This window comes from Micromonospora sp. NPDC049230, from assembly GCF_040647875.1.
In the GTDB taxonomy this organism is placed as follows: domain Bacteria; phylum Actinomycetota; class Actinomycetes; order Mycobacteriales; family Micromonosporaceae; genus Micromonospora.
In genome coordinates, this window is sequence record NZ_JBEZCZ010000058.1 from 12,217 (window position 1) to 33,531 (window position 21,315).

Annotated in this window: 18 protein-coding genes and 1 pseudogene; 11 read left to right on the forward strand and 8 right to left on the reverse strand. The window is 70.6% G+C overall.

Annotated elements, in window-relative coordinates:
• Window positions 1-160 precede the first annotated feature (160 nt).
• Window positions 161-2,566, reverse strand: coding sequence for a ricin-type beta-trefoil lectin domain protein (locus AB0A95_RS31790; RefSeq protein ID WP_357559427.1), 2,406 nt, complete (start codon window positions 2,564-2,566; stop codon window positions 161-163).
• 249 nt (window positions 2,567-2,815) lie between these two features.
• Complete coding sequence (locus AB0A95_RS31795; RefSeq protein ID WP_357559428.1) at window positions 2,816-3,655, reverse strand: copper resistance protein CopC; 840 nt, start codon at window positions 3,653-3,655, stop codon at window positions 2,816-2,818.
• 102 nt (window positions 3,656-3,757) lie between these two features.
• Here AB0A95_RS31795 and AB0A95_RS31800 point away from each other — a divergent pair, with 102 nt between their 5' ends.
• The 4 genes from AB0A95_RS31800 (at window position 3,758) to AB0A95_RS31815 (ending at window position 7,117) form a co-directional block, all read left to right on the forward strand.
• The gene (locus AB0A95_RS31800) at window positions 3,758-4,222 is read left to right on the forward strand and encodes a hypothetical protein (protein WP_357559429.1); all 465 of its coding nucleotides are present in this window, start codon (window positions 3,758-3,760) and stop codon (window positions 4,220-4,222) included.
• A 5-nt stretch (window positions 4,223-4,227) separates the two neighbouring features.
• Window positions 4,228-5,568 (forward strand): hypothetical protein, encoded by a 1,341-nt coding sequence (locus AB0A95_RS31805; RefSeq protein ID WP_357559430.1) that lies wholly within the window; start codon window positions 4,228-4,230, stop codon window positions 5,566-5,568.
• Between the two features lie 36 nt (window positions 5,569-5,604).
• The gene (locus AB0A95_RS31810) at window positions 5,605-6,372 is read left to right on the forward strand and encodes a nucleotidyltransferase domain-containing protein (RefSeq protein ID WP_357559431.1); all 768 of its coding nucleotides are present in this window, start codon (window positions 5,605-5,607) and stop codon (window positions 6,370-6,372) included.
• A 112-nt stretch (window positions 6,373-6,484) separates the two neighbouring features.
• A complete protein-coding gene (locus AB0A95_RS31815) occupies window positions 6,485-7,117 on the forward strand; it encodes an MBL fold metallo-hydrolase (RefSeq protein WP_357559432.1) in 633 nt (210 codons plus the stop codon).
• A gap of 143 nt (window positions 7,118-7,260) precedes the next feature.
• On the opposite strand, the gene AB0A95_RS31820 is transcribed toward AB0A95_RS31815, so the two are convergent.
• Together AB0A95_RS31820 and AB0A95_RS31825 are read right to left on the reverse strand one after the other, a co-directional pair.
• Entirely contained in the window at window positions 7,261-7,797 is a 537-nt protein-coding gene (locus AB0A95_RS31820; RefSeq protein ID WP_357559433.1) for a GNAT family N-acetyltransferase, read from the reverse strand.
• A gap of 9 nt (window positions 7,798-7,806) precedes the next feature.
• Window positions 7,807-9,075: a helix-turn-helix transcriptional regulator gene (locus AB0A95_RS31825; protein WP_357559434.1), complete on the reverse strand. Its 1,269-nt coding sequence runs from the start codon at window positions 9,073-9,075 to the stop codon at window positions 7,807-7,809.
• A 169-nt stretch (window positions 9,076-9,244) separates the two neighbouring features.
• On the opposite strand from AB0A95_RS31825, the gene AB0A95_RS31830 reads away from it, so the two are divergent.
• Window positions 9,245-9,505 carry a hypothetical protein gene (locus AB0A95_RS31830; protein WP_357559435.1) on the forward strand — a complete coding sequence of 87 codons (261 nt, stop codon included), beginning with the start codon at window positions 9,245-9,247 and terminating at the stop codon, window positions 9,503-9,505.
• 347 nt (window positions 9,506-9,852) lie between these two features.
• On the opposite strand, the gene AB0A95_RS31835 is transcribed toward AB0A95_RS31830, so the two are convergent.
• Window positions 9,853-11,247 (reverse strand): FAD-dependent oxidoreductase, encoded by a 1,395-nt coding sequence (locus AB0A95_RS31835; protein WP_357559436.1) that lies wholly within the window; start codon window positions 11,245-11,247, stop codon window positions 9,853-9,855.
• A 144-nt stretch (window positions 11,248-11,391) separates the two neighbouring features.
• Between AB0A95_RS31835 and AB0A95_RS31840 the strand changes: the two genes are divergently transcribed.
• Complete coding sequence (locus AB0A95_RS31840; protein WP_357559437.1) at window positions 11,392-11,883, forward strand: hypothetical protein; 492 nt, start codon at window positions 11,392-11,394, stop codon at window positions 11,881-11,883.
• 190 nt (window positions 11,884-12,073) lie between these two features.
• Window positions 12,074-12,637 (forward strand): GNAT family N-acetyltransferase, encoded by a 564-nt coding sequence (locus tag AB0A95_RS31845; RefSeq protein ID WP_357559438.1) that lies wholly within the window; start codon window positions 12,074-12,076, stop codon window positions 12,635-12,637.
• 78 nt (window positions 12,638-12,715) lie between these two features.
• On the opposite strand, the gene AB0A95_RS31850 is transcribed toward AB0A95_RS31845, so the two are convergent.
• Both AB0A95_RS31850 and AB0A95_RS31855 read right to left on the reverse strand, forming a co-directional pair.
• Entirely contained in the window at window positions 12,716-14,305 is a 1,590-nt protein-coding gene (locus AB0A95_RS31850) for a DivIVA domain-containing protein (RefSeq protein WP_357559439.1), read from the reverse strand.
• A 230-nt stretch (window positions 14,306-14,535) separates the two neighbouring features.
• Window positions 14,536-16,110: a bifunctional NAD(P)/FAD-dependent oxidoreductase/class I SAM-dependent methyltransferase gene (locus AB0A95_RS31855; RefSeq protein ID WP_357559440.1), complete on the reverse strand. Its 1,575-nt coding sequence runs from the start codon at window positions 16,108-16,110 to the stop codon at window positions 14,536-14,538.
• A gap of 75 nt (window positions 16,111-16,185) precedes the next feature.
• Between AB0A95_RS31855 and AB0A95_RS31860 the strand changes: the two genes are divergently transcribed.
• From AB0A95_RS31860 to AB0A95_RS31875, 4 genes are all read left to right on the forward strand, one after another.
• The gene (locus tag AB0A95_RS31860; RefSeq protein ID WP_357559441.1) at window positions 16,186-16,764 is read left to right on the forward strand and encodes a helix-turn-helix domain-containing protein; all 579 of its coding nucleotides are present in this window, start codon (window positions 16,186-16,188) and stop codon (window positions 16,762-16,764) included.
• Window positions 16,765-17,019: 255 nt separating this feature from the next.
• The gene (locus tag AB0A95_RS31865; protein WP_357559442.1) at window positions 17,020-17,148 is read left to right on the forward strand and encodes a hypothetical protein; all 129 of its coding nucleotides are present in this window, start codon (window positions 17,020-17,022) and stop codon (window positions 17,146-17,148) included.
• A 336-nt stretch (window positions 17,149-17,484) separates the two neighbouring features.
• Window positions 17,485-20,619 (forward strand): RICIN domain-containing protein, encoded by a 3,135-nt coding sequence (locus tag AB0A95_RS31870; protein ID WP_357559443.1) that lies wholly within the window; start codon window positions 17,485-17,487, stop codon window positions 20,617-20,619.
• A gap of 106 nt (window positions 20,620-20,725) precedes the next feature.
• Entirely contained in the window at window positions 20,726-20,890 is a 165-nt protein-coding gene (locus AB0A95_RS31875; RefSeq protein ID WP_357559444.1) for a hypothetical protein, read from the forward strand.
• 138 nt (window positions 20,891-21,028) lie between these two features.
• Here AB0A95_RS31875 and AB0A95_RS31880 read toward each other — a convergent pair.
• Window positions 21,029-21,315 (reverse strand): annotated as a pseudogene (locus AB0A95_RS31880) (IS701 family transposase); the annotation flags it as partial.

A 21,315-nucleotide genomic window follows, 5' to 3' on the forward strand; every position in this document is an offset into this window, starting at 1 on the left:
CCGATGCGAGGAGCGTCCCCGCGTTCCCTGCTGACCCTGGCGACGGCGACAGTCGTCGCCCTGACCACCCTTGCTCCCGCTCCCGCCGCCGCGTCCCCGCTTCCGCTGAACGAGCGGGGCGCGGCCCGACCCGCCGGTCAGACCGCGCCCCTCGTCGACGTCAGCCGGTCACGCCGGCACCGATGACCCACTTCTGGTGCGCGCCGCCCGCGTACGTCCCGAGTTGGATCTGGGTGCCGTTGGCGGTGCTGCCGGCGGCGGCCTCCACGACCTTGCCGGACTGCGGGTTGCGGATCGACCCGTCGGCCTGCGGCTGCCAGACCTGCGCGCCGGTGCCGTTGCAGGTCCAGAGCTGCACCTTGGTGCCGTTGGCGGTGCCGCCGTTGTCCACGTCCAGGCACTTGCCCAGGACCCGGTACGTGTCGCCGATGCGCAACCACGACTGCGCGCCGGTGCCGTTGCAGGTGTAGAGCTGGATCTTCGTGCCGTCGGCGGTTCCGGCGTTGTCGACGTCCAGGCACTTGCCACCCACGCCGGTGATGGTGCCACCGGTGGGTGCGGGAGGGCTGCCCGGGATCGAGTTGAGCGTGTACCACGCCTCGGTGCTCCACAGTGACTGGCCGCCGGTGGAGGTGAACGGGCGAGGTGACCGCAGGTGGACGACCCGTCCGGCCTTGCGGCCGGCGACGGTCAGGGTGACCTTCCGGCCGTCGGCCGAGAGGGTGGCCGAGGTGACGGTGAGCGTCTCCTCGTCGATCTTCGGGCCGCCGTAGTTCGCGGTCGCCTCGTACCGCCACTGCTTGAGCTTGTAGTGCGCGGCCAGGTCGGCGGCGGTCTCCGTCGAGACGGGCTGGGTGTACTCCACCTCGAAGCCGGTCGTGGTGGCGCGCATGGCGAGCATCTCGAACGTGGTGGAGGTGTTCGGGGTGAGCTTTTGCAGGCCGTACGACAGCTTGCCGGTCTGGCCCCAGTTGCCACCGGCGCCGAGCCCGCCGACGTAGATCGCGCCGTCCGGGCCGATGTTGACCTCGGAGACGCCCGCCTCCAGGCCCTGGGTGAGCCGGAACAGGGCGCCCTGGTACTCACCGTTGATCTTCTCCACGTTGGCCCGTTGCAGGCCGCCGTAGGTCACGTCGCCGATGACGAACTGGCCGGCGTAGCGGCCACTGGTCAGGTACAGCGGTGTGCTGGGCGAGTTGGCGATCTCGTTCTGTGGCATCCACAGCACCGGCGGCGTGACCACCGCGGTGTCGAAGGGGCCGGCCGGGTTCGTGTAGTGGTTGAAGAACCGGCCCTGCTTGACGTGCACCAACTTCGACGCGGGCAGCCAGCCGCCCTGGTTGTCGGTGACGAAGATGCCGCCCTCCGGGCCCCACCCGATGCCGTGTGGCGTACGCAGGCCGCCGGCGACGTAGCTGACCGCGCCGGTGTCCTTGTTGACCTTGAGGCTGGTGCCCCGGTTGGTGGCGGGTTGCGGGTTGGTGGTGGCGCCGCCGGAGTTGATCGACACCGACAGGTTCAGGTAGAAGAACCCGTCCTGGTAGAGCAGGCCGAACGCGAACTCGTGGAAGTTGCCGCCGTACGGCCAGGTGGCGACGGTGTCCAGGCGCTCGGCAACCTCGTCGCCGCCGGTGTTGACCAGCCGGGTCAGCCGCTGTTTCTCCGACACGTAGACCACCCCGTCGACGACCTTGAGCCCCTGCGGCTCCTTCAGGCCACCGGCGATCTTCTTGGTGGTCACGGCGCCCGACGTGGTCGCGCCGCCGGTGTTGCCGAGGATCCAGACCTCACCGTCCTGGGAGGTGCCGGACTGGTCGCTGCCGCCCCAGGTACAGATGACCAGCCGGCCGTCGGCCAGCCAGTCCATCCCGGTGACCTTCGGCTGGAAGCCACCGGGCCGCAGACTGGTCAGCGTGTAGCCGGGGTGCACCCCGGTCAGCGGGAGGCCGTCGCCGGGGGTGTCGGCAATGCCCTCGCACTCCTTGCGACCCGGCGCGGTCACCCGGACCACACCGGCGTCGGTGCTCAACGCCGAGTTGGGTACGACAACGAAGGACGACGAGCCGGGCGTCTTCCATTCCAGGGTGATCTGCTGTCCGCCGCCCCGTTCGAAGTGGTCGATGCGCAGCGGGTGCGGACCGGGGGTGAGGGTGACGGCGCCCTCCTTGGGCGGGGTGGCGCCGTGCAGACCGTCGTGGTTGATCACCACGGTGTTGTCGATCGCCAGCGTGGACCCGTCGTCGCTGCTGAGCCGGAACGCGTAACTGCCGGCCTGGGTGGCTGTGATGTTGCCGAGCACCTGCGAGACGAAGTTGTCCTCGAAGCCGAAGTCGGCCGCCGAGGTCCAGTTGATCGTGGACATCAGCTTGTCCACGTTGGGCGTCTGCGCGGGCTTGAGGGTGCAGAGCTCGGACAGTGGCACCTGCACGTCGAAGACGCGCAGCGTGACGCCCGGTTCCTGCGCGGGGGCGGCGGTGGCCGGAACGGCCCAGAGGCCGGTGGTGAGGACGAGTGCGAGCGCACCCAGGACGGGATTGTGGAGTCGGCGTTGCAGGCGTGGGCCCATCGTTCCTCCAGGAGGCGGTGGAGTGTCCGACGGCCGGTGCGAGGCAGCGGTGAGGATGGCCGTCGGCCCCGGCTCCGTAACGTCCTCGACGCCGACGAGTGACATTGCGGAAACACCGGGTTGATGGGTCGAGACATTAAGGCGTTTCGATTTGAGTGTCCATGGCTTCGTGTCGATACATCAAAAGTTCCCGATGTCCGTACGAAAGTCCGTGGTGATTCGCGGCGAATGCCGGATGTCGGGGCGGCCCTACCGCCGTCCGCGCCGGGCCGGACGACCGGTCTTGCGAGGGGTGGCGGACTGACGCGCCGGAGCACCGGCCTTGCGGGCGGGGCCGGCGGGTCGGCGGCCCGGTGTGGCGGCCCCCCGCACGGCGGGTCGGCGGCGCGCCGCCACCAGCACGATCGCGCAGACCACCACGACGATCAGCGCCGGGACCAGCCAGGCCGGGAACCCGCCACCGGAGCGCTCCTCGCCGGCGGCGGGCGGAGCGCCGGTCGGGGCCACCGGGCTGTCGGTCGCCGCGGGGGCGGCCGATCCCTCGCCCTCGGCCTGGGCCAGCAGCGCCGGGTCCGGCCCCGCCGTGGGTGCCGCCCAGCCGGCCGGCGCGGCCGTGCTGCGCCCCTGGTAGTCGAAGGTGACGCTGCCGCGGACCGTCTCGCCGTCCGAGGCGACGGAGAGATAGCTGGCGGTGTAGCGGCCCTTCGCCGGCCAGTGCGCGACGGTCACCAGGGCCGGGAAACCGGTGTGGTAGAGCCGTGGCTCGAACACGCCGTTGACCTTGAAATATTCGGTGACCGGCTTGTCCAGCCGCTTCGGCTCGCCGGAGGACCAACCGCTGTCCACCCGCGAGCCGTTCGGCCCGGTGATGGTGAAGTAGGCGTTCGCGGCCGGCTTCTCGGTGAAGTACAGGGCCAGTTGGGTCAGCGGCTCGCGCACGACCGTGCCGGTCAGCGGGGTGGAGGTCGCCAACTGGCCGTGCGCGGACGCCGGAGCGGTGGGCAGCAGCAGCGACACCACGAGCGTCGCGGCCAACGCCGCCACGGCCCGACTCAGGATGTTACGCGCAGTGACGAACCTCGATCGCATTCGTTCATCATGGTCATGTCGCCGCCGACGAACAAGACGTAGAGTTCTCCTCCCCGACGATCACCTCGCCACCCGTCCCCTCGCGTCGTTCGGAGCCCGCCCGTGTTCGTCAGCACCCCCACCCCCCGCGCCGCCGCCACCCTTGCCGCCGGTGTCCTCGCCGCCCTGCTCATCGCCGGCTGCGGGCACGACGACGACCCGTCCGGGGCCACCCCCACCGCGCCGGCCACGTCCGCCGCCCCGCCGAGCGCCGCCACCACCGCGCCCACCCCGACGGCCAGCCCGTCACCCAGCGCACGGGCGGCGGACCGCGCGATCGTCGTGACGATCGCCAAGCGGCGGATCAGCCCGCCGACCGGACGGATCACCGTGGGTAAGGGACAGCTGGTCCGGATCACCGTCACCTCGGACGTGTCGGACGAGCTGCACGTGCACGGCTACGACCTGGGCGCCCGACTGCCGGCCGGCAAGCCCGGCTCGGTGGAGTTCCGGGCCGACAAGACCGGCCTGTTCGAGGTGGAGACGCACGAGACCGAGCTGGTGCTCTTCCAGCTCGTCGTCCGCTGAACGAGATGAGCGACCCCGCGACGCTGCTCGCACACGGCGTCGGTGGCCGCCAGGACCTGCCGATCACCCTGCCGCAGCTGGTCGTCGCCGCCGCGCTGACCCTCGTCGTCACGTTCCTCGCGCTGGGCCTGCTCTGGCGCGAGCCCCGACTCGACCGGGACGCGACAGGCGGCCACCCGGTGCCGCGACCGCTCGCCCGGCTCGTCGACGCACCACCGTTCCGGTGGACGCTGCGCGGGCTCGGCCTGCTCGCCGCCGCCTGGTTCTGCCTGGGTCTGCTGGGCGGGCCGGACACCGCGGACAACCCGAGCGCCGGCGCGCTCTACGTGCTGCTCTGGGTCGGGCTGGCTCCACTGTCACTGCTGCTCGGCCCGGTCTGGCGGGCGCTCAACCCACTGCGTACGGCGCATCTGCTCGTCGCGCTGGCGGCACGCCGCGACCCGGACCGTGGGCTTCGTGAGCTGCCACCCGGCGTGGGGCTGTGGCCGGGCGCCGTCACGCTGTTCGGGTTCGTCTGGCTGGAACTCGTCGCACCCGAACGGGCCACCCTGCCGGTCATCACCGCCTGGCTCGCCGCGTACGCGGTGGTCATGCTGGTCGGGGCGAGCCTGTTCGGCGCCGGCTGGTTCGACCGCGCCGATCCCTTCGAGGTGTACAGCACCCTGGTCGGTCAGCTCGCCCCGATCGGCCGTGCCGCCGACGGCGTACTGCTCTGGCGCAACCCGCTCGACGGGATCGCCGGCCTGCGGCCCCGCCCCGGGCTGGTCGCCGTGGTGATCGTGCTGCTCGGCTCGACAATGTACGACAGCCTCTCCAACGCACCGGGTTGGTTGCGCTTCAGCCAGGAGAACGGCCTGCACCCGGCGGTCACCGGCAGCGGCGGGCTGCTCCTGGTCCTCGCCGCCGTCGCGGTGGCGTATCTGCTCGCCACCGCGGCCGCGGCCCGCATCGGGCGAGCCGACCCGGCCGACGCCCGAGCGGTGCCGGGCGAGATCGCCCACTCGATAGTGCCGATCGCGGTGGGCTACGTGGTGGCGCACTACTACTCGCTGCTGATCCTGGAAGGCCAACGCACCGTCGCGCTGCTCTCCGACCCGCTGGGCACCGGCGCCAACTGGCTCGGCACCGCCGACCGGGAGCCGTACACCGGGCTGGTCACGCCCTCCGGGGTGGCCAGCCTCCAGATCACCGTCATCGTCCTCGGACACCTGGTCGGCACGCTGCTCGCCCACGACCGTGCCCTGTACCTGTTCCCCCGGGCCCGTGCGGTGGCCGGTCAACTCCCGCTGCTGGCCCTGATGGTCGCCTACACCGTCGCCGGTCTGCTGCTGCTCTACGCGGGGTAGTCCCGCCCGGCTCCGACCCGTGCGCCATGATGGCCCGTGGACTCCGCTCTTCAGCACTACCTGGACGACCTGGTCGCCGCCGCCCGGGACGTGCTCGGGGCCGACCTGGTTGGCGCGTACGCGGCCGGCTCGGTGGGGCTCGGCGCGTACCAGGCCGGCCGCAGCGACGTGGACGTGGCGCTGGTCAGCGCCGGACCGCTCACCGACGCCGCCAAGCGGACGCTGGTGGCGCGGCTACGGCACGAGGCCCTGCCCTGCCCGGCGCGCGGGCTGGAACTCGTCGCGTACCGGCGGGACGTGGCCGCCTCCGGAACCCCCGAGCCGGGCTTCGAGGTCGAGCTGAACACCGGGTCCGGCATGCCGTTCCGGTGCACCCTCGACCCCGCCGACCGGCCGGTCGGCGACGGCCGCTTCTGGTACGGGCTGGACCGCAGCATCCTGCGCCAGAGTGGGCTGCCGCTGCTCGGCCCGCCGGCGGCGGACGCCTTCGCCGACCTCGCCCCGGCCGACCTGCGCCGCCTGCTCGTCGACGCGCTGTCCTGGTGGCTGGCCCTGCCGACCCCACCGGACGACAGGCCCGCGCCCGGCACCGAGGACGCCGTGCTCGGCGCCTGCCGGTCGCTGGTGCGCCACCGCGACGGCGTCTGGCTGGCCAAGGTCGCGGCCGGTGAGCGGCTGATCGACGCCGGTGACCCGGCCGAGGTGATCGGCCGGGCGGTCGCCGCCCGCCACGGCGGGCCCCCGCCCACCGGGGCACAGGCCCGTGCCTTCCAACAACGGGTACGCGACGAGATCGCCGGCTAGGAGTGCGTCCCAGTAACCGACAACCCGCCTGGTGTGTCTTGTGATCACGCATTCAGGATGATCCCGATATGCCAGGGCCCCCGCCGTCGAGCGTTCCTGCCATAGTGGACGCATGCACTTGATCAAATATGGTCACGCCTGTGTGCGCCTGGAGGCGGACGACCGGGTGCTGGTGATCGACCCGGGGACGTTCTCGGAGGCCGAAGCGCTCGACGGGGTCGACGAGGTGCTGGTGACGCACGAGCACCCCGACCACCTCGACATCGCCAAGCTCGTGGCGGCGAGTCGGCGCAACTCCGCGTTCCGGGTGTACCTGCCGTCGGCAGCGGTCGAGTCGGCCCCCGAGCTGGGCGGCGCAGCGGTCGCCGTCGACGCGGGGCAACGGTTCACGGCGGCCGGGTTCGCCGTCGACGTCGTGGGTGGGGCACACGCCGAGATCTACGACGGTCTGCCCGGCTGCGCCAACCTCGGGTTCGTCGTCGACGGCACGGTCTACCACCCGGGCGACTCGCTGTTCGTCCCGCCGTCACCGGTGGCGACGCTGCTCGTGCCGGCTGCCGCACCCTGGCTCAAGCTCGGCGAGGCGTTGGACTTCGTGCGGGCGGTGCGACCGAAGCGGGCGTTCCCGATCCACGACGCCACGCTCAACGAGCTCGGCCAGGAGTACTTCGACGGCTGGTTGGACTTCAAGGGCGGCACCGAGTACGCGCGCATCCCGGTCGGGGAGTCGGTGACAATCCGCTAGGGCGTGTGTCAGCAACCGGGCGGACCTGTTCCTCCAGTCGCTGCACCTCGCGCAGAGGCTCGGCATGGTCAGGATCGGCCGTGTCGCTCTGGACGGCACGAAGCTGAGACCAACGCCTCCACGCACAGCGTGCCGTGCGACGCTCAGCGGACCGGCTTCGGATCAAGGTCGCGGACGAGGAGATCCATGGGCGGGCCCCACGGCAGGACCGACGTGCCGACCTGCCGCCACCCGTTGCGCGCGTACATCTCACGGGCGCGCGAGCGAGGGTCGGAGGCGAGGGTGGCGTACCGCTCCGGCCGATTGGCGAGCAGTCGGCGCATCAACTCCGCGCCGACTCCCTCGCCACGGCGCAGCGGGTGGACGATCCACTCCATGACCGCCAGCTTCGACGCCGCACGGATCTCGGCGGGCGGTTCGTCGTCGGCTCGGGACCACCAGTTCCCGGCCGACATGGTCCACGCGTAGGCCGCACCGACCAGGGCGGAATCCTCGGCGACGGTCACGAGGGTGAAACCGGGCCGGGCGGCCTCGCCGGGCAGGTTGTCGCGGAAACGGGACACCTGGTCGGGGCCCTCCTCGTACGGGGGCTCGGCGTATACACACTCGTACAGGTCGACAAGCGGTCCGAAGAAGCGTGCCGCGTCGTGGCCGTGGCTTGTCGCGTAGGTCAGGGCCATGCCCGGATGCTAGCCGCGTACCCGCTCCATCAGCTCGCCGTACACCGGGCGGTGCCGCTCGGTCTCCGGCACGGCGTCGGCAACCTGTCGTGCGACTGCCCGGACGATCTCGTTGTGCTGTTCGGCGGGCAGGTGGTCGAGCAGGTCCGCCGCGAGGCGCAGCCCGTCGGGGATGGACCCGCTGCGGCACAACGCCGCCGCCTGGTGCAGTTGCACCTGCGTGCGTAGCCGATGCTGCGACGGTGGGTACAGCTCCAGGGCACGCTGCTGTGCGACCGCAGCCGCCCGCTGCTCACCGGCGTGGGTGTACACCCACGACTCGGTATGCCGCAGCCGGTGCTCCGGCCACCCCCACAGCGACTCCACCTCGGCGGTGACGGCGGCGGGCAGAGCTTCCACCTGCTCGGCGAGGGACCGCACGGAGGCCACCGCGTCCGCATGTCGACCAGCCAGCGAAAGTGCCTGAGCCCGGCCGGCGAGCAGCCCGCAGATAGCTGCCGAAGACCTGCCGTCGATCAGTGGTAGGACCTGATCGGCCAGCGCCACCACGCTGGCCGGCGTCCGACCGTCGTAACAACCGTTCACCACGTCCCAGGCCCGGGTGAGGACCCGGGTCTCCACGTCCCCGGACGCGTCCGCGAAGCGGTGCGCGCTCGCCCGCCACCTGCCGGCGAGCACGGCCTGCCCAGACGCGTTCAGGCGGAGCGCCACGATGACCGCCAGGCGGGCAGCGGCGCGGAGCAGCAGTGGCCGGCGGTCTCCACGATCGGCGGCGATCTGGTGCTGCAACACGGTCAGATCCCGGCCAAGCTGGGTCACAAGCTCGTCGTGTGGACGACGGTAGTAGCCGCGGCCGTAGTCTGCGACGATCTCAGCCCACTCATCGAAGTCGAGATCGGCGGCGGCACCGAACCCCTGCCGCAGGGTTTCCCAGTCGACGAGCCGATCCACGGCGGGCGCCGCAGCGAACGCGCCCATCGCCTGGAGGATCGTCCCTCTGCCCATGTCCCGGTCGCCTGGCGGCCTTGTCGCGTACTCCGTTTCCAGTGCGCCGCCAGCTGCCAACGCGCGGTCGTAGGCGGCCACCACCAGGGCATTGGCGGGTCGGTCGCCGCGTTCGATCTGCCCGAGGTAGCCGAAGTCGTACGCCGTCAGCTCGGCGAACTTCCGTAGCGACCACCCGGCAGCTTTGCGGCGCTGCCTCAGGGTGTTGCCGAAACCGTCCATGTCGCCCTCCGGCGTGTGCTGCCGGGTGGGCCCACTGCTCACGGCTGCCACAACGCTCAGCGTAGCGACCACGCTACCCAAGTCGGTCGTTCTTCGGCCGGCACGAATGGGCGCGGCGGATCGCTGCCGGACGGGGCGTGATCTGTCGTAGCCGCTGGTTGTGGTGGCCGCCGGGGTTTGTGTTCTTGTCGGCCACCACGCAACCCTTGGGGTGGACGCAATGTGCCGATCAAGCGAGGTCCCCGCCGGAACGAAGCTGTTCTTGCTGGCCGGGGAGTGGTTCCCCGAGCCCACCACGCCCGCACGGTGGGACGAACTGGTGACCGTCGTGGCGACTCGCCCGGACGAGATCAGCGGCCGGGTGTGGGTGCGAGGCCACGCGTGCGTGCGGCACGACCCGCCTGACTGCGGCACCGGATCCTGCTTCGAGCACCAGGTGCTGGCCTCGGCCATCCGGGCGAACCTCGCCGGTCAACGGTGAGCGCTCGACTCGTACACCCGTCCGGTCGGCAGGCCGATGGTCCGGCGGCGGACGGCGAAACGCCGCACACCCCGCTGCGCCCTCTGTGGTCTTGCCGGTCAGACGGACAACACTGGCCCTGCCGCGAGGCACGGCTGCGGCTCGCGGCCGAGTTCGACGGCAACCTGTCGGGGTTGACCATCTATCTGGCCAGCATGTTCTGCGAGGCCGCCCAGGACATCCACCAATTGGACCCGTCGAACGGACCCAGCCCGCGCGAGTTGTTCGACCGTTTCGTGGGCTGGGCTCGAAGGGGCAAGCCGCCGGGTAGGCAACCTGTGTGAGCGCTTCGACGGAAGGCGCGGCCCTCAGCGGACCGGGCGGGGCTTGAGCGAGGCGAAGAGCAGGTTGAGCCCCTCGGTCATGGTCGGGTGGGTGATGACCGCGTCGCGCAGGGCGGTCCACGGCATCCCGGCGAGCATGGCCAACTGCACGGAGGTGATCACCTCGCCGGCCTCGGCGCCGAGCAGCGCCGCGCCGAGGATCCGGTCGGTGCTGGTGTCGATGACCGCCTTCCAGATGCCCTGGGTCTGGCGCAGGGTACGCGCCCGGGGGATCGCGGCGACCGGCAGGTGGGCCACCTCGATGTCGTACCCGGCGCGGCGCGCCTCGGTCTCGGTGAGGCCGACCCGGGCCAGCTCCGGGGTGGTGAAGACGGTGTACGGGATGAGCCGGTCGGCGGTGCTGCGCTCTCCTCCCACCAGGTTCGCCCGGATGATCCGGTAGTCGTCGAGCGAGACGTGGGTGAACTGCGGGCTGCCGGCGACGTCACCGGCCGCCCAGGTCCGCTCGGCGCTGGTGCGCAGGTGCTCGTCGACCTGCACGAAGCCCCGCTCGTCGAGGCGTACGCCGGCCACGTCCAGGCCGAGCCCGTCGGTGACCGGTTCCCGCCCGGCCGCCACCAGCACATCATCTCCGGTCACCAGGCTGCCGTCGTCAAGCGTCACCCGGAGCGTGCCGTCCACGTCACGGTCGACGCGGGCCACGGCGATGCCGACCCGCACGTCGACGCCGTCGTCGAGGAAGACCCGCAGCACCGCGTCACTCACGTCCGGGTCCTCCCGGGGAAGCAGCCGGGGGCCGCCCTCGACAAGCGTCACCGCGCTGCCGAACGACGCGAACATCTGCGCGAACTCCACCCCGACGGTGCCGCCGCCGAGCACCACCAGCCGGGCCGGCAACCGATCCAGGCGCAGCAGCTCGTCGCTGGTCAGCACACCGGCCTCGGCCATCCCGGGTACGGATGGCAGATGCGGACGCGTACCCGTGTTGATCACCACGTCGTCGCCGCGCAGCAGCCGCTCACCGCCGTCGGCGAGCGACACCCGTACGGTCCGGGGGCTGACGAACCGGGCCTCGCCGATGACCAGGTGCAGGCCGGAGTCGAGGAACTGCTGCCGGTTGGCAGCCACCATCCCCTCGACGACGTCCTGTTTGTGCGCGCGCAGCAGGTCCACGTCGACCCGTCCACCCTGCACGCTCAGGCCGAGCGCCGACGCGCCGCGCAGCAGGCGGGCCGCCCGGGCGCTGGTCACCAGGGCCTTCGTCGGGATGCACGCGACGTTGATGCAGCTGCCGCCGATCATGCCGCGTTCGACCATGGCGACCCGCTGCCCGGCGCGGGCGACGTCCATGCTCAACGTCTTCCCGGCCTTGCCGCCGCCCACGACGAGCAGGTCGAACTCCTCAGGTCGGTCGGTCACCGGGCGCTCCTCTCGGTCACCGGGCAGGCCGGCGGCCGCCGCTGGTGCGCGGCGGCCAGCCCAGCCTGCCAGTTCCGAGGAGACCGGCGACCCGGTTCCGGGCAGAATCGCCCCAGGTCGACCGGTGCCGAGGGGCGGTGGTGGGTGAGGGATCATCGTTGGCTGGCTGATGTCCCGCTTCGGTTCCGGGCACGGGTCCGCCACGAGCCGGACCGCTCCTACGCGGTGCTGGTCGAAGGACCCGAAGGAGAGGCGCAGGTCGGCGTCACCCGCAGCATGAGGGAGGTGCGCACGGTGGCCCGCGAGGGCGCGGCCCGCCTGTTCGGCGTGCCGACGGATCGGATCGTCGGAGAGCACCTGGACGTGGAGATCCCGCAGCCGCCCTACGGGCGCGACGGGCAGTGGGTGCGGATCGTCTCGGCCGGTGCATCCACAGCCGCGGAGGACGTCGTCAACCACGGGGCGGCGGGGCAGGCGCACTGGTACAGCCACGAGGGCGCCTGGTTCGTCACAGTGGCCGGCTTCGGCACCGCCATCTATCCGGGTGAGTGTCTCGACTTCGCTCCGGTCCTCAGCGACGTTGAGGTAGCCGAGTTGGAGAGCTATCTCGCCCGGTCGCCCCGACCTTCTTCCTGAGCTGTCTGCCGCACGCGAGCTGCCTGCTGCCGGGTCTGATGCGGGGTCTTGTGGCCGTAAGCCATCTTCTTCAGCCGGTTGCGCTCGGAGGCAGTCAGCACGACGGGGACGGCGGACGTCCTGGCAACGCCCGCGAGTTGCCGAGCAAAACCGTTGGGCTACCCCGACTTGCTTCAGACATGATCGACCCGTGGACACCTACCTGGAGACCGAGCGCCTGGCCCTGCGCCGTTTCACTGCCGATGACGCGGACCTGCTGATCGAGCTCGACAGCGACCCGGCGGTGATGCGCTACCTGACCGGCGGCAACCCGACCGCGCCGGAAGTCATCCGTGAGCGCTACCTCCCGAACATCCTCGCCGGGTACGAGAAGTGGGACGGCGATCTCGGACTGTTCGCCGCGCACGAGAAGGACGGCGGCGCGTTCATCGGCTGGTTCATCCTGCGTCCCGAGCCGGAGGGCCCGCTGGACGAAGTCGAACTCGGCTACCGTCTGCGGCAGGCGGCTTGGGGCAACGGTTATGCCACCGAGGGTTCGCGTGCCTTGCTGGGCAAGGCGTTCACGGAACTCGGTGTGCGCATGGTCTGGGCTGAGACGATGGCCGTGAACCACGGATCGCGCAACATCATGGAGAAGCTCGAAATGACGCTCGCGGACGCCATCCCTACTCCCTCCGACATGGAGATGATCGAGGGCTCCGAGCAGGGAGGCGTACGGTACGAGATCACCAAGGAGCAGTGGGAGCGGCAGTAACCACGACGCCGACCACGACGACCGGACCGTCCGGGCCCGTGCGAGTGCGCCCCGGGCCCGGGACGACGGTGGCCGAGGTCAGTGCCGGGTGGCGCCGTTCTCGCTGACCGGCTGGCCGAAGGCCAGGAACGGCACGGGCGTCGGGGCGTCCGGCCGGGTGAAGATGCGCTCGGGCTCCTGGATGTGCCCGTCCGGGACGGGTGCCCGGTCGGTGGGCACGGCCACCGGCTCGTCCACTGTGGTCGGCCCGTCGGCGCGCTCGCCGTCGGCGGGCTCGGCACCGGACCGGTCGGCCCTCGGCTGATCAGTAACGGATTGGTCGTCGCCGGAGCGGTCGCCGTCGGCCCGTGCGGGACCGGTCCGGTCGGCGCTTGGCCGGTCGATGCCGGACCGGGTGCCCACCATCGGGTACTCGGCGGTCTCCGGACCACCGGCCGCCGCCGCCATGACCGCGGCGGCGGCGAGGTCGGCCACCCGCTTCGCCTCCCGCTGCACCCGGGCGCGTACCTCCTTGGCGTGCCGTTCGGCGGAGTCCCCGGCACGGCGGGCCTCGTCCAGCCGGGCGCTCTCGGCGGTGAGGTCCCGGCGGACCTCGCTGAGCCGCTGCTGCATCCGCGACAGCTCGTTCTCCAGTGTCTCGCCCTCCTGCTGGATCTCGGCGAGCTGCTGGCGGGCGGTGTCCAGTTCGGCGTGCAGCTCCTCGGCCTCCTGCCGGCGTTCCGCGATGTCCTGCTGGAGGGCGGTGAGCTGCTCCTGGTGCGTGGCGGCCTGCTCGTCGGCCCGGTTACGCAGCTCGGTCACGTGCTGCTGCGCCTCGGCCAGCAGTGCGGCGATCTGCTGTTCGGTGGCGCTGCGCTGCGCGGCGAGCTCCTGCTCGGCGGCGGCCTGCTGCTCGGCGATGTCCTGCTCGGCGGCCGTGCGTCGCTCGTTGACCTCCCGCTCCACGCCGGCCTGCCACTGGGCCATCTCCTGCTGGTTCTTGGAGCGGGCCGACTGGAGCTCCTGCTGGATCTGGGTACGGGCGGACTTCATCAGCGCGTCGGCGGCGACCCGGGTCTGGTTGAGCTGTTGGGCGCTCTGCTCGGTGATCCGTTTCGCCTCGTGCTGGGCGCGCTCGTGTGCCGCCTCACCGTCGGCGCGCAACTGCTCGGCGTGCTCGCGGATCGCTGTCAACTCGGCCTCGGCCAGGGTGCGCCGCTCCTCGTGCGCCTGCTCCTGTTCGGAACGGCGGGTCGCCAACTCCTCGGACAGGTCCTGCCGTGCCTGGGCGGCCCGCTCACGGGTGTCGGCGAGGATCCGCTCCGACTCGCTGCGCAGTTCGTTCGCCCGGTCGGTGGCCGACTCGATGATCATGGCGGCCTGCTTGTCGGCGAGCGTCATGATCTCGGCGACCATCGGGCCCAGGTCGTGGATCGAGGCACGGTCCACCTGCACCGGTTGCTCCCGCATCTCGGCCAGCTCGGTGCGCAACCGCTGCACCTCGGCGGTCAGCTCACGGACCCGGACCGCGGAGCGACCGTGCTCGCCGCTGAGCATCGCGATCTGACCGTCGAGCTGCTCCAGGTGCCGATCCACCTGGCGTTTGTCATAGCCGCGCAGGGCGAGTTCGAAGCTCGGCCGGGAGGCCGCATCGTCGCGTGCTGCGTGCGGCTCAGCGCCGATGGACATGCGCCATCCTCCGTACGATCGGGGGCGTGCGGGTCGGCGGTCGCCTGCCCCGCGGGCCGTCAGTGTGGCGCAACGCTACCGCCGAGCCGATCGCATGCGAAGTCCCGCCCCGCCACGTCTCGCGGAGCCTCCCTCTCCCGCGTCGATCATGGAGTTGTGGTGGGTGACATAGGTCGTGGACCACCACCATTCCGGCACCACAACTCCATGATCGACGGGGCTGGAGCGGGCTAGCGGCGGCGGGCGAGGAGGACGGCGTCGTGGAGGGTTATCTGCTCGCCGTCTGGGTTGGTGGCTGGGCGGGGACGGGACTCGGCGGCCAGCACCTCCCAGTCGGACGGGTCCAGGGTGGCGGCCACGTCCTGCGCGGTGAACATCATGTCCGGCATGTGCATCCGGCGCGCCGACGTCCACAGGTCCGACGGGTGGTGCCCGACGATCAGCAGGACGCCACCGGGTGCCACCGCATCGGCCAGCCGGGCGAACAACTCCCCCCGCTGCACCGGGGGCAGGTGCATGAACTGTGCGGACACCAGGTCGTACGCCCGCTCGACGGGCGGTTTGTCGCGCAGGTCGGCGTGGGTGAACTCGATCCGGTCGCCGACGCCGACGCTGTCGGCGTGCGCGCTGGCGCGGCTCAACGCGGTGGTGGAGATGTCCACAGCCGTCACCCGCCAGCCCCGCTCGGCCAGCCACACCGCGTCGGCGCCCTCACCGCTGCCCACGTCCAGTGCGCGCCCCGGCGCCAGGTCGGCGACCTCCGCGACCAGTTGTGGGTTGGGCCGGCCACTCCACACCGCGGGCTTGGACCGGTAGCGCTCCTCCCACGCCGGCTCCTCGAACGCGGTGGCCACCACCTGCCGGTACGCGGCCACCGCCGCGCGGGTGTCCTCGGCGATGAGATCGGCGTTGATCGCCGCGCCGGCGGCCAGACCGGCGGCGGCGGACGTGATGACCTGACCGCGGATGTCGGCGACGTTGCCGGCCACCCAGACACCCGGCACGCTCGTCGCCCCGGTGGCGTCGGCCGGGATCTGCGCACCGATCACGTGCTCACCCATCGTCACCTCCTCCGGAGCGAGGCCCAGCCCCACCAGCAGACCGGCGCGGGGGGTCAGCCGCGTCCCGACCACCACCGCGTCCAGCGCCACCACCCGCCCGTCGGCGAGCCGTACGCCGGTCAGCACGTCGTCGGTCACCTCCACGGCGGCGACCGGACCGGGCACCACGGCGATGCTGCGGGCGGCGAGCCGCTCGGCGGCCTCCGCATCCGGTGCGGGAGCGTCGTGCAGCAGGAGCAGCACCTCGGAACTCCACTGCCGCCACATCTCGGCCTGGTGGGTGGCCAGCGGCCCGGTCGCCAGCACGCCGATCCGCCGGTCCCGGACCTCCCAACCATGGCAGTACGGGCAGTGCAGCACGTCGCGTCCCCACCGCTGGGCCAGCCCGGGCACGTCGGGCAGCTCGTCGGTCAGCCCGGTGGCCACCAGCAGTCGACGGGCCCGCACCGAGCTGCTGTCGTCGAGGTCGAGCCGGAACACGTCGTCGTCGCGGGTCGCGGCCCGCACCAGCCCGGCGCGGAACTGCCCGCCGTACTGGGCGACCTCGGCCCGCCCGGCCGCGAACAGCTCGCCCGGCGGCGTCCCCTCGCGCCCCAGGTAGTTGTGCACGTGGCCGGCGGGCGCGTTGCGCGGCTCGCCGGCGTCGATCACCAGCACCGACCGTCGCGCCCGGCTCAGCGCCAGGGCCCCGCTGAGCCCCGCGGCGCCGCCGCCCACCACCACCACGTCGTATGTCTCGTCCACCGGTTCTCCCTCTGACCTTGTCGGTTGAGCCCACCATCCGTCGTCACCGAAAGACTGGCAAGTATTCTTGCCGTTATGGCAAACGAGGACAGCGCCGCGCTGGCGGCCGTCGGCCCACGGCTGCGCTCCCTGCGCCACCAGCGCGGGACCACGCTGACCCAGCTCGCCGACCTGACCGGCATCTCCGTGAGCACCCTGTCCCGGCTGGAGTCCGGCAGCCGCCGGCCCACCCTGGAACTGCTGCTCCCGCTGGCGAGGGCCTACCAGGTGGCGTTGGACGAGCTGGTGGACGCGCCGGCCACCGGCGACCCCCGGGTCCGTCCCAAGCCGATCGTCATCCACGGCGTCACGTTCCTGCCACTGACCCGCCGACCGGGTGGTCTGCGGGCGTTCAAGCAGATCTTCCCGCCGGATCCGACCGCGGGGGAGCGGACCCAGCAGACCCATGAAGGGTACGAGTGGCTCTACGTGCTCTCCGGCCGGTTGCGCCTACTGCTCGGCGACCGCGACCTGACCCTGACCCCGGGCGAGGTGGCCGAGTTCGACACCCGCGTTCCGCACCTCGTGCTCAACCCCGGGCCCGGCGTCGCCGAGGCCCTCAGCCTCTTCGGCCCGCAGGGGGAGCGGCTGCACGTCCGGGCCCGACCGGCCTGATCGACACGCGATCGGTGAATCGGGGCGGCCGGGCCGCCGGGGCCCCCGACGTCAGCGACCTCGTGCCGATCAGCAGAGGATCTCAGGCTTCTTGCAAGGTTTGTCCAAGACCCCTGACACACGCTTCTGACACGGGGCACCCCGGGTGCCGCGGAAGCGGGACGTCTGCGGCACCCGGGGGTGCCGGGTGACGAGCACCCACATCCGACTCCCACCGGGGAAGCCGGACGACCGCATCGTCGAAGGGGGTTGGACATGACCGCAGAGACCGCGTGGATCTCGCCCGACGAGCTGATGGTCGGCCATGCCGGCGGCGGCTCCACGTTGTGGAGTGGCTGGCGCAGCGCCGCCGTCGACCAGGGCTCATTGTCGGTCGGTCCCTGATCCAGCTCGGCGCTCATCCGGTGGGTGGTGACCCGGCGCGAGGGTCGGCGTGGGCATGAGGACGGCCACCGCGTTGATGGTCGAGTCTGATCTTTCTTGAACGTCTCGGTCCGTTCCTGGCATCTCTCGATCGGGATGGTATACATATAGATCGATGCGATCAGACCATGACGTGCCACCTCTGGACACCGCGGGCCGGCGAGTCCGAGGCGTCGCCTGCCACACCTTGACCGGTTGACTGGAGATCTCATGACCAGCCCTCGATCCGCTCCGCCTCGGCAGACTCCGGGAGCAGCCCGCCCGCGCCGTGCCCGCGTCAGGCCCACCGCGCTGAGCATGCTGTCGGTCGTAGCGCTTGCCCTGACGTACGTGCTAGCCATGCCTGTCGCGTCCACGCCAGTGGGCCTGACCATGGAATTGGCCGCCACCTACGTCAAACTGGGCAACCGGACCACCGGCAAGTTCATCGACGGCATGGGCCGGACCACCAACGGCGCCGCGGTCGGCCAGTATTCCTCGTCGTCCAGCGACAACCAGCAGTGGACGATCGATGCCGTCGGCGACTACGTCCGGCTCAAGAATCGGGCCACCGGCCTGTACCTGGACGGGATGGGCCGCACGACGGGCGGATCCATCTGCGGCCAGTGGAGTGAGAGCGGCAGCACCAACCAGCAGTGGACCCGGGAGGACTCCGGCGGCTACGTCAAGTTCAGGAACCGGGCCACCGGGCTGTACCTGGATGGCGGGGGCAGCACGTCCGACGGCGCCAACCTTCTCCAGTACGCGAGCAGCGGCAGCACCAACCAGCAGTGGATCGTCACTGACGTGTCGACTCCGGGATCGGGCACGATCACGGTGGACGGCAACAACATCCGCGCCGGCAACGTCAACGGCCTGACGTTCAAGGGCTTCGGTGCGCTCAGCGCCAACAGCACCAGCGAGTTGCTGATGGATTACAAGGCCCAGAGCCCGACCGCGTACGCGCAGCTGCTGCGGGTCCTCTTCGGTGGGGAGAGTCCGGTCTTCACCAACGTGAAGATCGAGATGGGCAACGACCGCAACAACTCCACCGGACCGGACCCCTCGACCATGCGTTGGGAGTCCGAGACCCCCAACGTCAAGCGTGCGCAGGGCTTCCAACTCGCGGCCGACGCGAAGAAGGTCAACCCGAACGTCAAGGTGTCCCTGCTGCGCTGGAACTCCCCCGGCTGGGTGAACAGCAACGACAAGGTCTACACCTGGTTCAAGAAGACCATCCTGAGCGCGTACCGGACCTACGGGTTCATGGTCGACTACGTCAACCCGGGTCTCAACGAGCGCGGGGCGGACCTGAACTGGACCAAGTCCTATGCCAACCGGGTCAGGACCGACAGTGCCGACTTCGCCAACTCGACAGAGCAATCCCGGTACAACCAGCTCAAGGTCGTCATCTCCGACGAGGTCGGAGTCGGGTCGTTCGGCGGCAGCATGATCAGCGACGCCGGCCTGCGCGACGTGGTGGCGGCGGCCGGCTACCACTACAGCCCCGACGACGACAGCGCCGGCAACTTCAAGCGCCTGGCGATGGACTACGACAAGGAGATCTGGAACAGCGAAGCACAGGCGACCTTCGGCAATTCCTCCTTCCGCCCCCACAACAACATGCGGTCCCCCTCGGTGGTCGGAACCGGCATCGGCGGCACCAACAGTGCGCTGGAAATGGGAAACACCATCATCAAGGGATTCGTCAACTCGCGCCGGACCAACTTCATCTACCAACCGGCCATCGGGTCCTTCTACGAGGGTGGGCAGTACTCCTACAAGGAGGTCGTCAGCGCCCGTGATCCCTGGTCGGGCTGGCTGCACTACGACGCCGCCATCGACGTGCTGCGGCACTTCAGCTGGTTCGCCAAGACCGGCTGGGAGAACTCCAGCAACACGGCCGGTATCTGGCGCGCCGTCCCCGAATCCAGCTACACCGGAGCGACCGGGACGAACCCGGTGGTCGGACGCAACGGCACGCCCAGCTATCTCACGCTCGCCGCGCCCGACCGGCGCAACTTCTCCACGGTCTTCATGAACGACAGCGAGTACACCCAGTCGTACCGCCTCCAGCCGGTGAACATGGCCTACTCCGGCACTCCGGCCCTACAGCTGTGGGAAACCCGCGCGGCCGACCCCGGCCAGGCGTTCAACGCCAACTACCTGAAGCACGTGGGCAGCGTCCCGGCCGATGACGGCGGGGCGTACTCCGTGACGGTCAGGCCGAACTCGGTCGTCACCGTGACGACGCTGGCCAACCACACCAAGCCCGAGTACCTGGAACCTCTGCCGGTGGAGGGCCAGCGCACCGTGCTGGACACCGACATCTCCGGCGACGTGCAGAGCACCAGCGACAACATCCTCTACGCCGACGGCTTCGACTACTCCGGCAAGACGGTCCCGGTGATCGGCAGTGGCGGCACCATCACGGGCACGGAGGACTTCATCACCTCGCGTGGCGGCGCCAAGAGCGTCATCCCGCGCTACGCCAGCGACCGCAACGGCGCCTTCGAGGCGTACCAGCCGGACGGATCGACCAATTACGTGCTGCGCCAGCAGCTGGACGGCCCGAGCCAGGGCCTGGGCGGTGCGTGGAACGGGGGGGACGCGGTCACCAGGATCGGTGACAGCCGGTGGCTCAACTACAAGGCCAGTGTCGACGTCTCCTTCGAGAACAGCAGCACCCAGAACGGCGCCAACCACGCCCGGCTGGGCATCCGCGAGCAGCACGGTGACAACGGTGCGCCGTACTCGGTGAGGTTCACCTTCGACGGGGGCTGGCAGTTGCTGGTCAACAACAGCGCGGTCGCCAGCGGCAACGTGGTCAGCGGCGCCGGCGGCGTGCGGATCGGTGGGTTCAACACCGCTCACAACGCGTGGCACAACATCGCGCTGAAGGGCGCCGGAAGCACTGTGACCGCCTACCTCGACGGCGTCACACTGGCCACCTACACCGACCCGAATCCCAAGCTGTCCGGCCGGATCACGCTGGGCAGCGGCTACTACTTCACCAGGTTTGACAACCTCCGGGTGGAGACGGTCGACGGAAGCCCGTCGTACTACTCCGAGGCGCTGGACAACCTGGAGATGTCCGACCTGGCCAACCCGCCCGCCAGGAAGCTGGTGTACGGCGGGTCCTGGGCGCACGAAAACGGTAAGGGCATGTACAACGTTCAGCGAAGCCTGTCAACCAGCCAGGGAAGCGGCTCGACGCTGACCTACACGTTCGCCGGCACCGGACTGGACATCAGCGGGCCGAACAACGGCTCGGCCGTCCTACAGGTCACGGTGGACGGTACGGTGGTCAACTCCGCAGCGCGCACGCTCGCCTCGCCCGAGTTCTATCAGACGTACGCCCTGCGCAACCTCGGCGCCGGCACGCACACCGTGGAGATCATGGTGCGCAGCGGCACTCTCGTCGTGGATGCCGTCGGGGCCGTCGGGCCGTGATGCCGGTCGCGCCGGACGGCCAACAGGGCCCATCCTGCACGGGCCGTCCGCACGGAGCGCCAGTCGAACAAACTGCGGACCGCCCGCGCGCTGGTCACCCTGCCCGGTGCCGCTGCACACCATCGTCACCGTCGTCGACTTCCGTTGGAGCATCGAGGAACTGTTCCAGACCGGCAAAGGCCAGGTCGGCCTGAACCACTACCGGGTCCGCAGCTGGATCGGCTGGCACCGGCGCAGACTCGGCCACAAACCCAGCCGGAAGATCAAGTGACGTTGGAGTACTAGTACTCCAGCCGCATCTGGTGGAGGTGGAGTCTTCGCTGGTAGTGGGCTGTTTTGGCGCGGTGCTGGTGTCGGCGTCGCCATCGTGACCATCGATGGATGTGGTCGAAGGGTCGGGTGGTGGTGATCAGGTGTGCCAGGAGACGTCGGACCTCGCCGAGGGTGAGGGGTATGAGGCCGTCCTGGTCGGGTTCGGTGCCCCCTTTTTGGCGTGGGCGGCGGTGACGGCGAGGTAGGCGTGGGCGCACAGAACGAGTGTTATGTGGCGGTACCAGGCGTCGTAGCGACGCACCTGGTAGTGATCCAGGCCGACCTCGGTCTTCGCGGTCTGGAAGCACTCCTCGATCGCCCACCGGGTCCCGGCGATGCGGATGAGGGTCTCGTCGCTGGTGTCGGCAGGGCCGAAGCACAGGT

Bases quoted from the DNA above. Each gene is read 5' to 3' on its own strand.
- AB0A95_RS31790 (WP_357559427.1), bottom strand. From the start codon at position 2,566: ATGGGCCCACGCCTGCAACGCCGACTCCACAATCCCGTCCTGGGTGCG.
- AB0A95_RS31795 (WP_357559428.1), bottom strand. From the start codon at position 3,655: ATGCGATCGAGGTTCGTCACTGCGCGTAACATCCTGAGTCGGGCCGTG.
- AB0A95_RS31805 (WP_357559430.1), top strand. From the start codon at position 4,228: ATGAGCGACCCCGCGACGCTGCTCGCACACGGCGTCGGTGGCCGCCAG.
- AB0A95_RS31815 (WP_357559432.1), top strand. From the start codon at position 6,485: ATGCACTTGATCAAATATGGTCACGCCTGTGTGCGCCTGGAGGCGGAC.
- AB0A95_RS31820 (WP_357559433.1), bottom strand. From the start codon at position 7,797: ATGGCCCTGACCTACGCGACAAGCCACGGCCACGACGCGGCACGCTTC.
- AB0A95_RS31830 (WP_357559435.1), top strand. From the start codon at position 9,245: ATGTGCCGATCAAGCGAGGTCCCCGCCGGAACGAAGCTGTTCTTGCTG.
- AB0A95_RS31850 (WP_357559439.1), bottom strand. From the start codon at position 14,305: ATGTCCATCGGCGCTGAGCCGCACGCAGCACGCGACGATGCGGCCTCC.
- AB0A95_RS31860 (WP_357559441.1), top strand. From the start codon at position 16,186: ATGGCAAACGAGGACAGCGCCGCGCTGGCGGCCGTCGGCCCACGGCTG.
- AB0A95_RS31865 (WP_357559442.1), top strand. From the start codon at position 17,020: ATGACCGCAGAGACCGCGTGGATCTCGCCCGACGAGCTGATGGTCGGC.
- AB0A95_RS31870 (WP_357559443.1), top strand. From the start codon at position 17,485: ATGCTGTCGGTCGTAGCGCTTGCCCTGACGTACGTGCTAGCCATGCCT.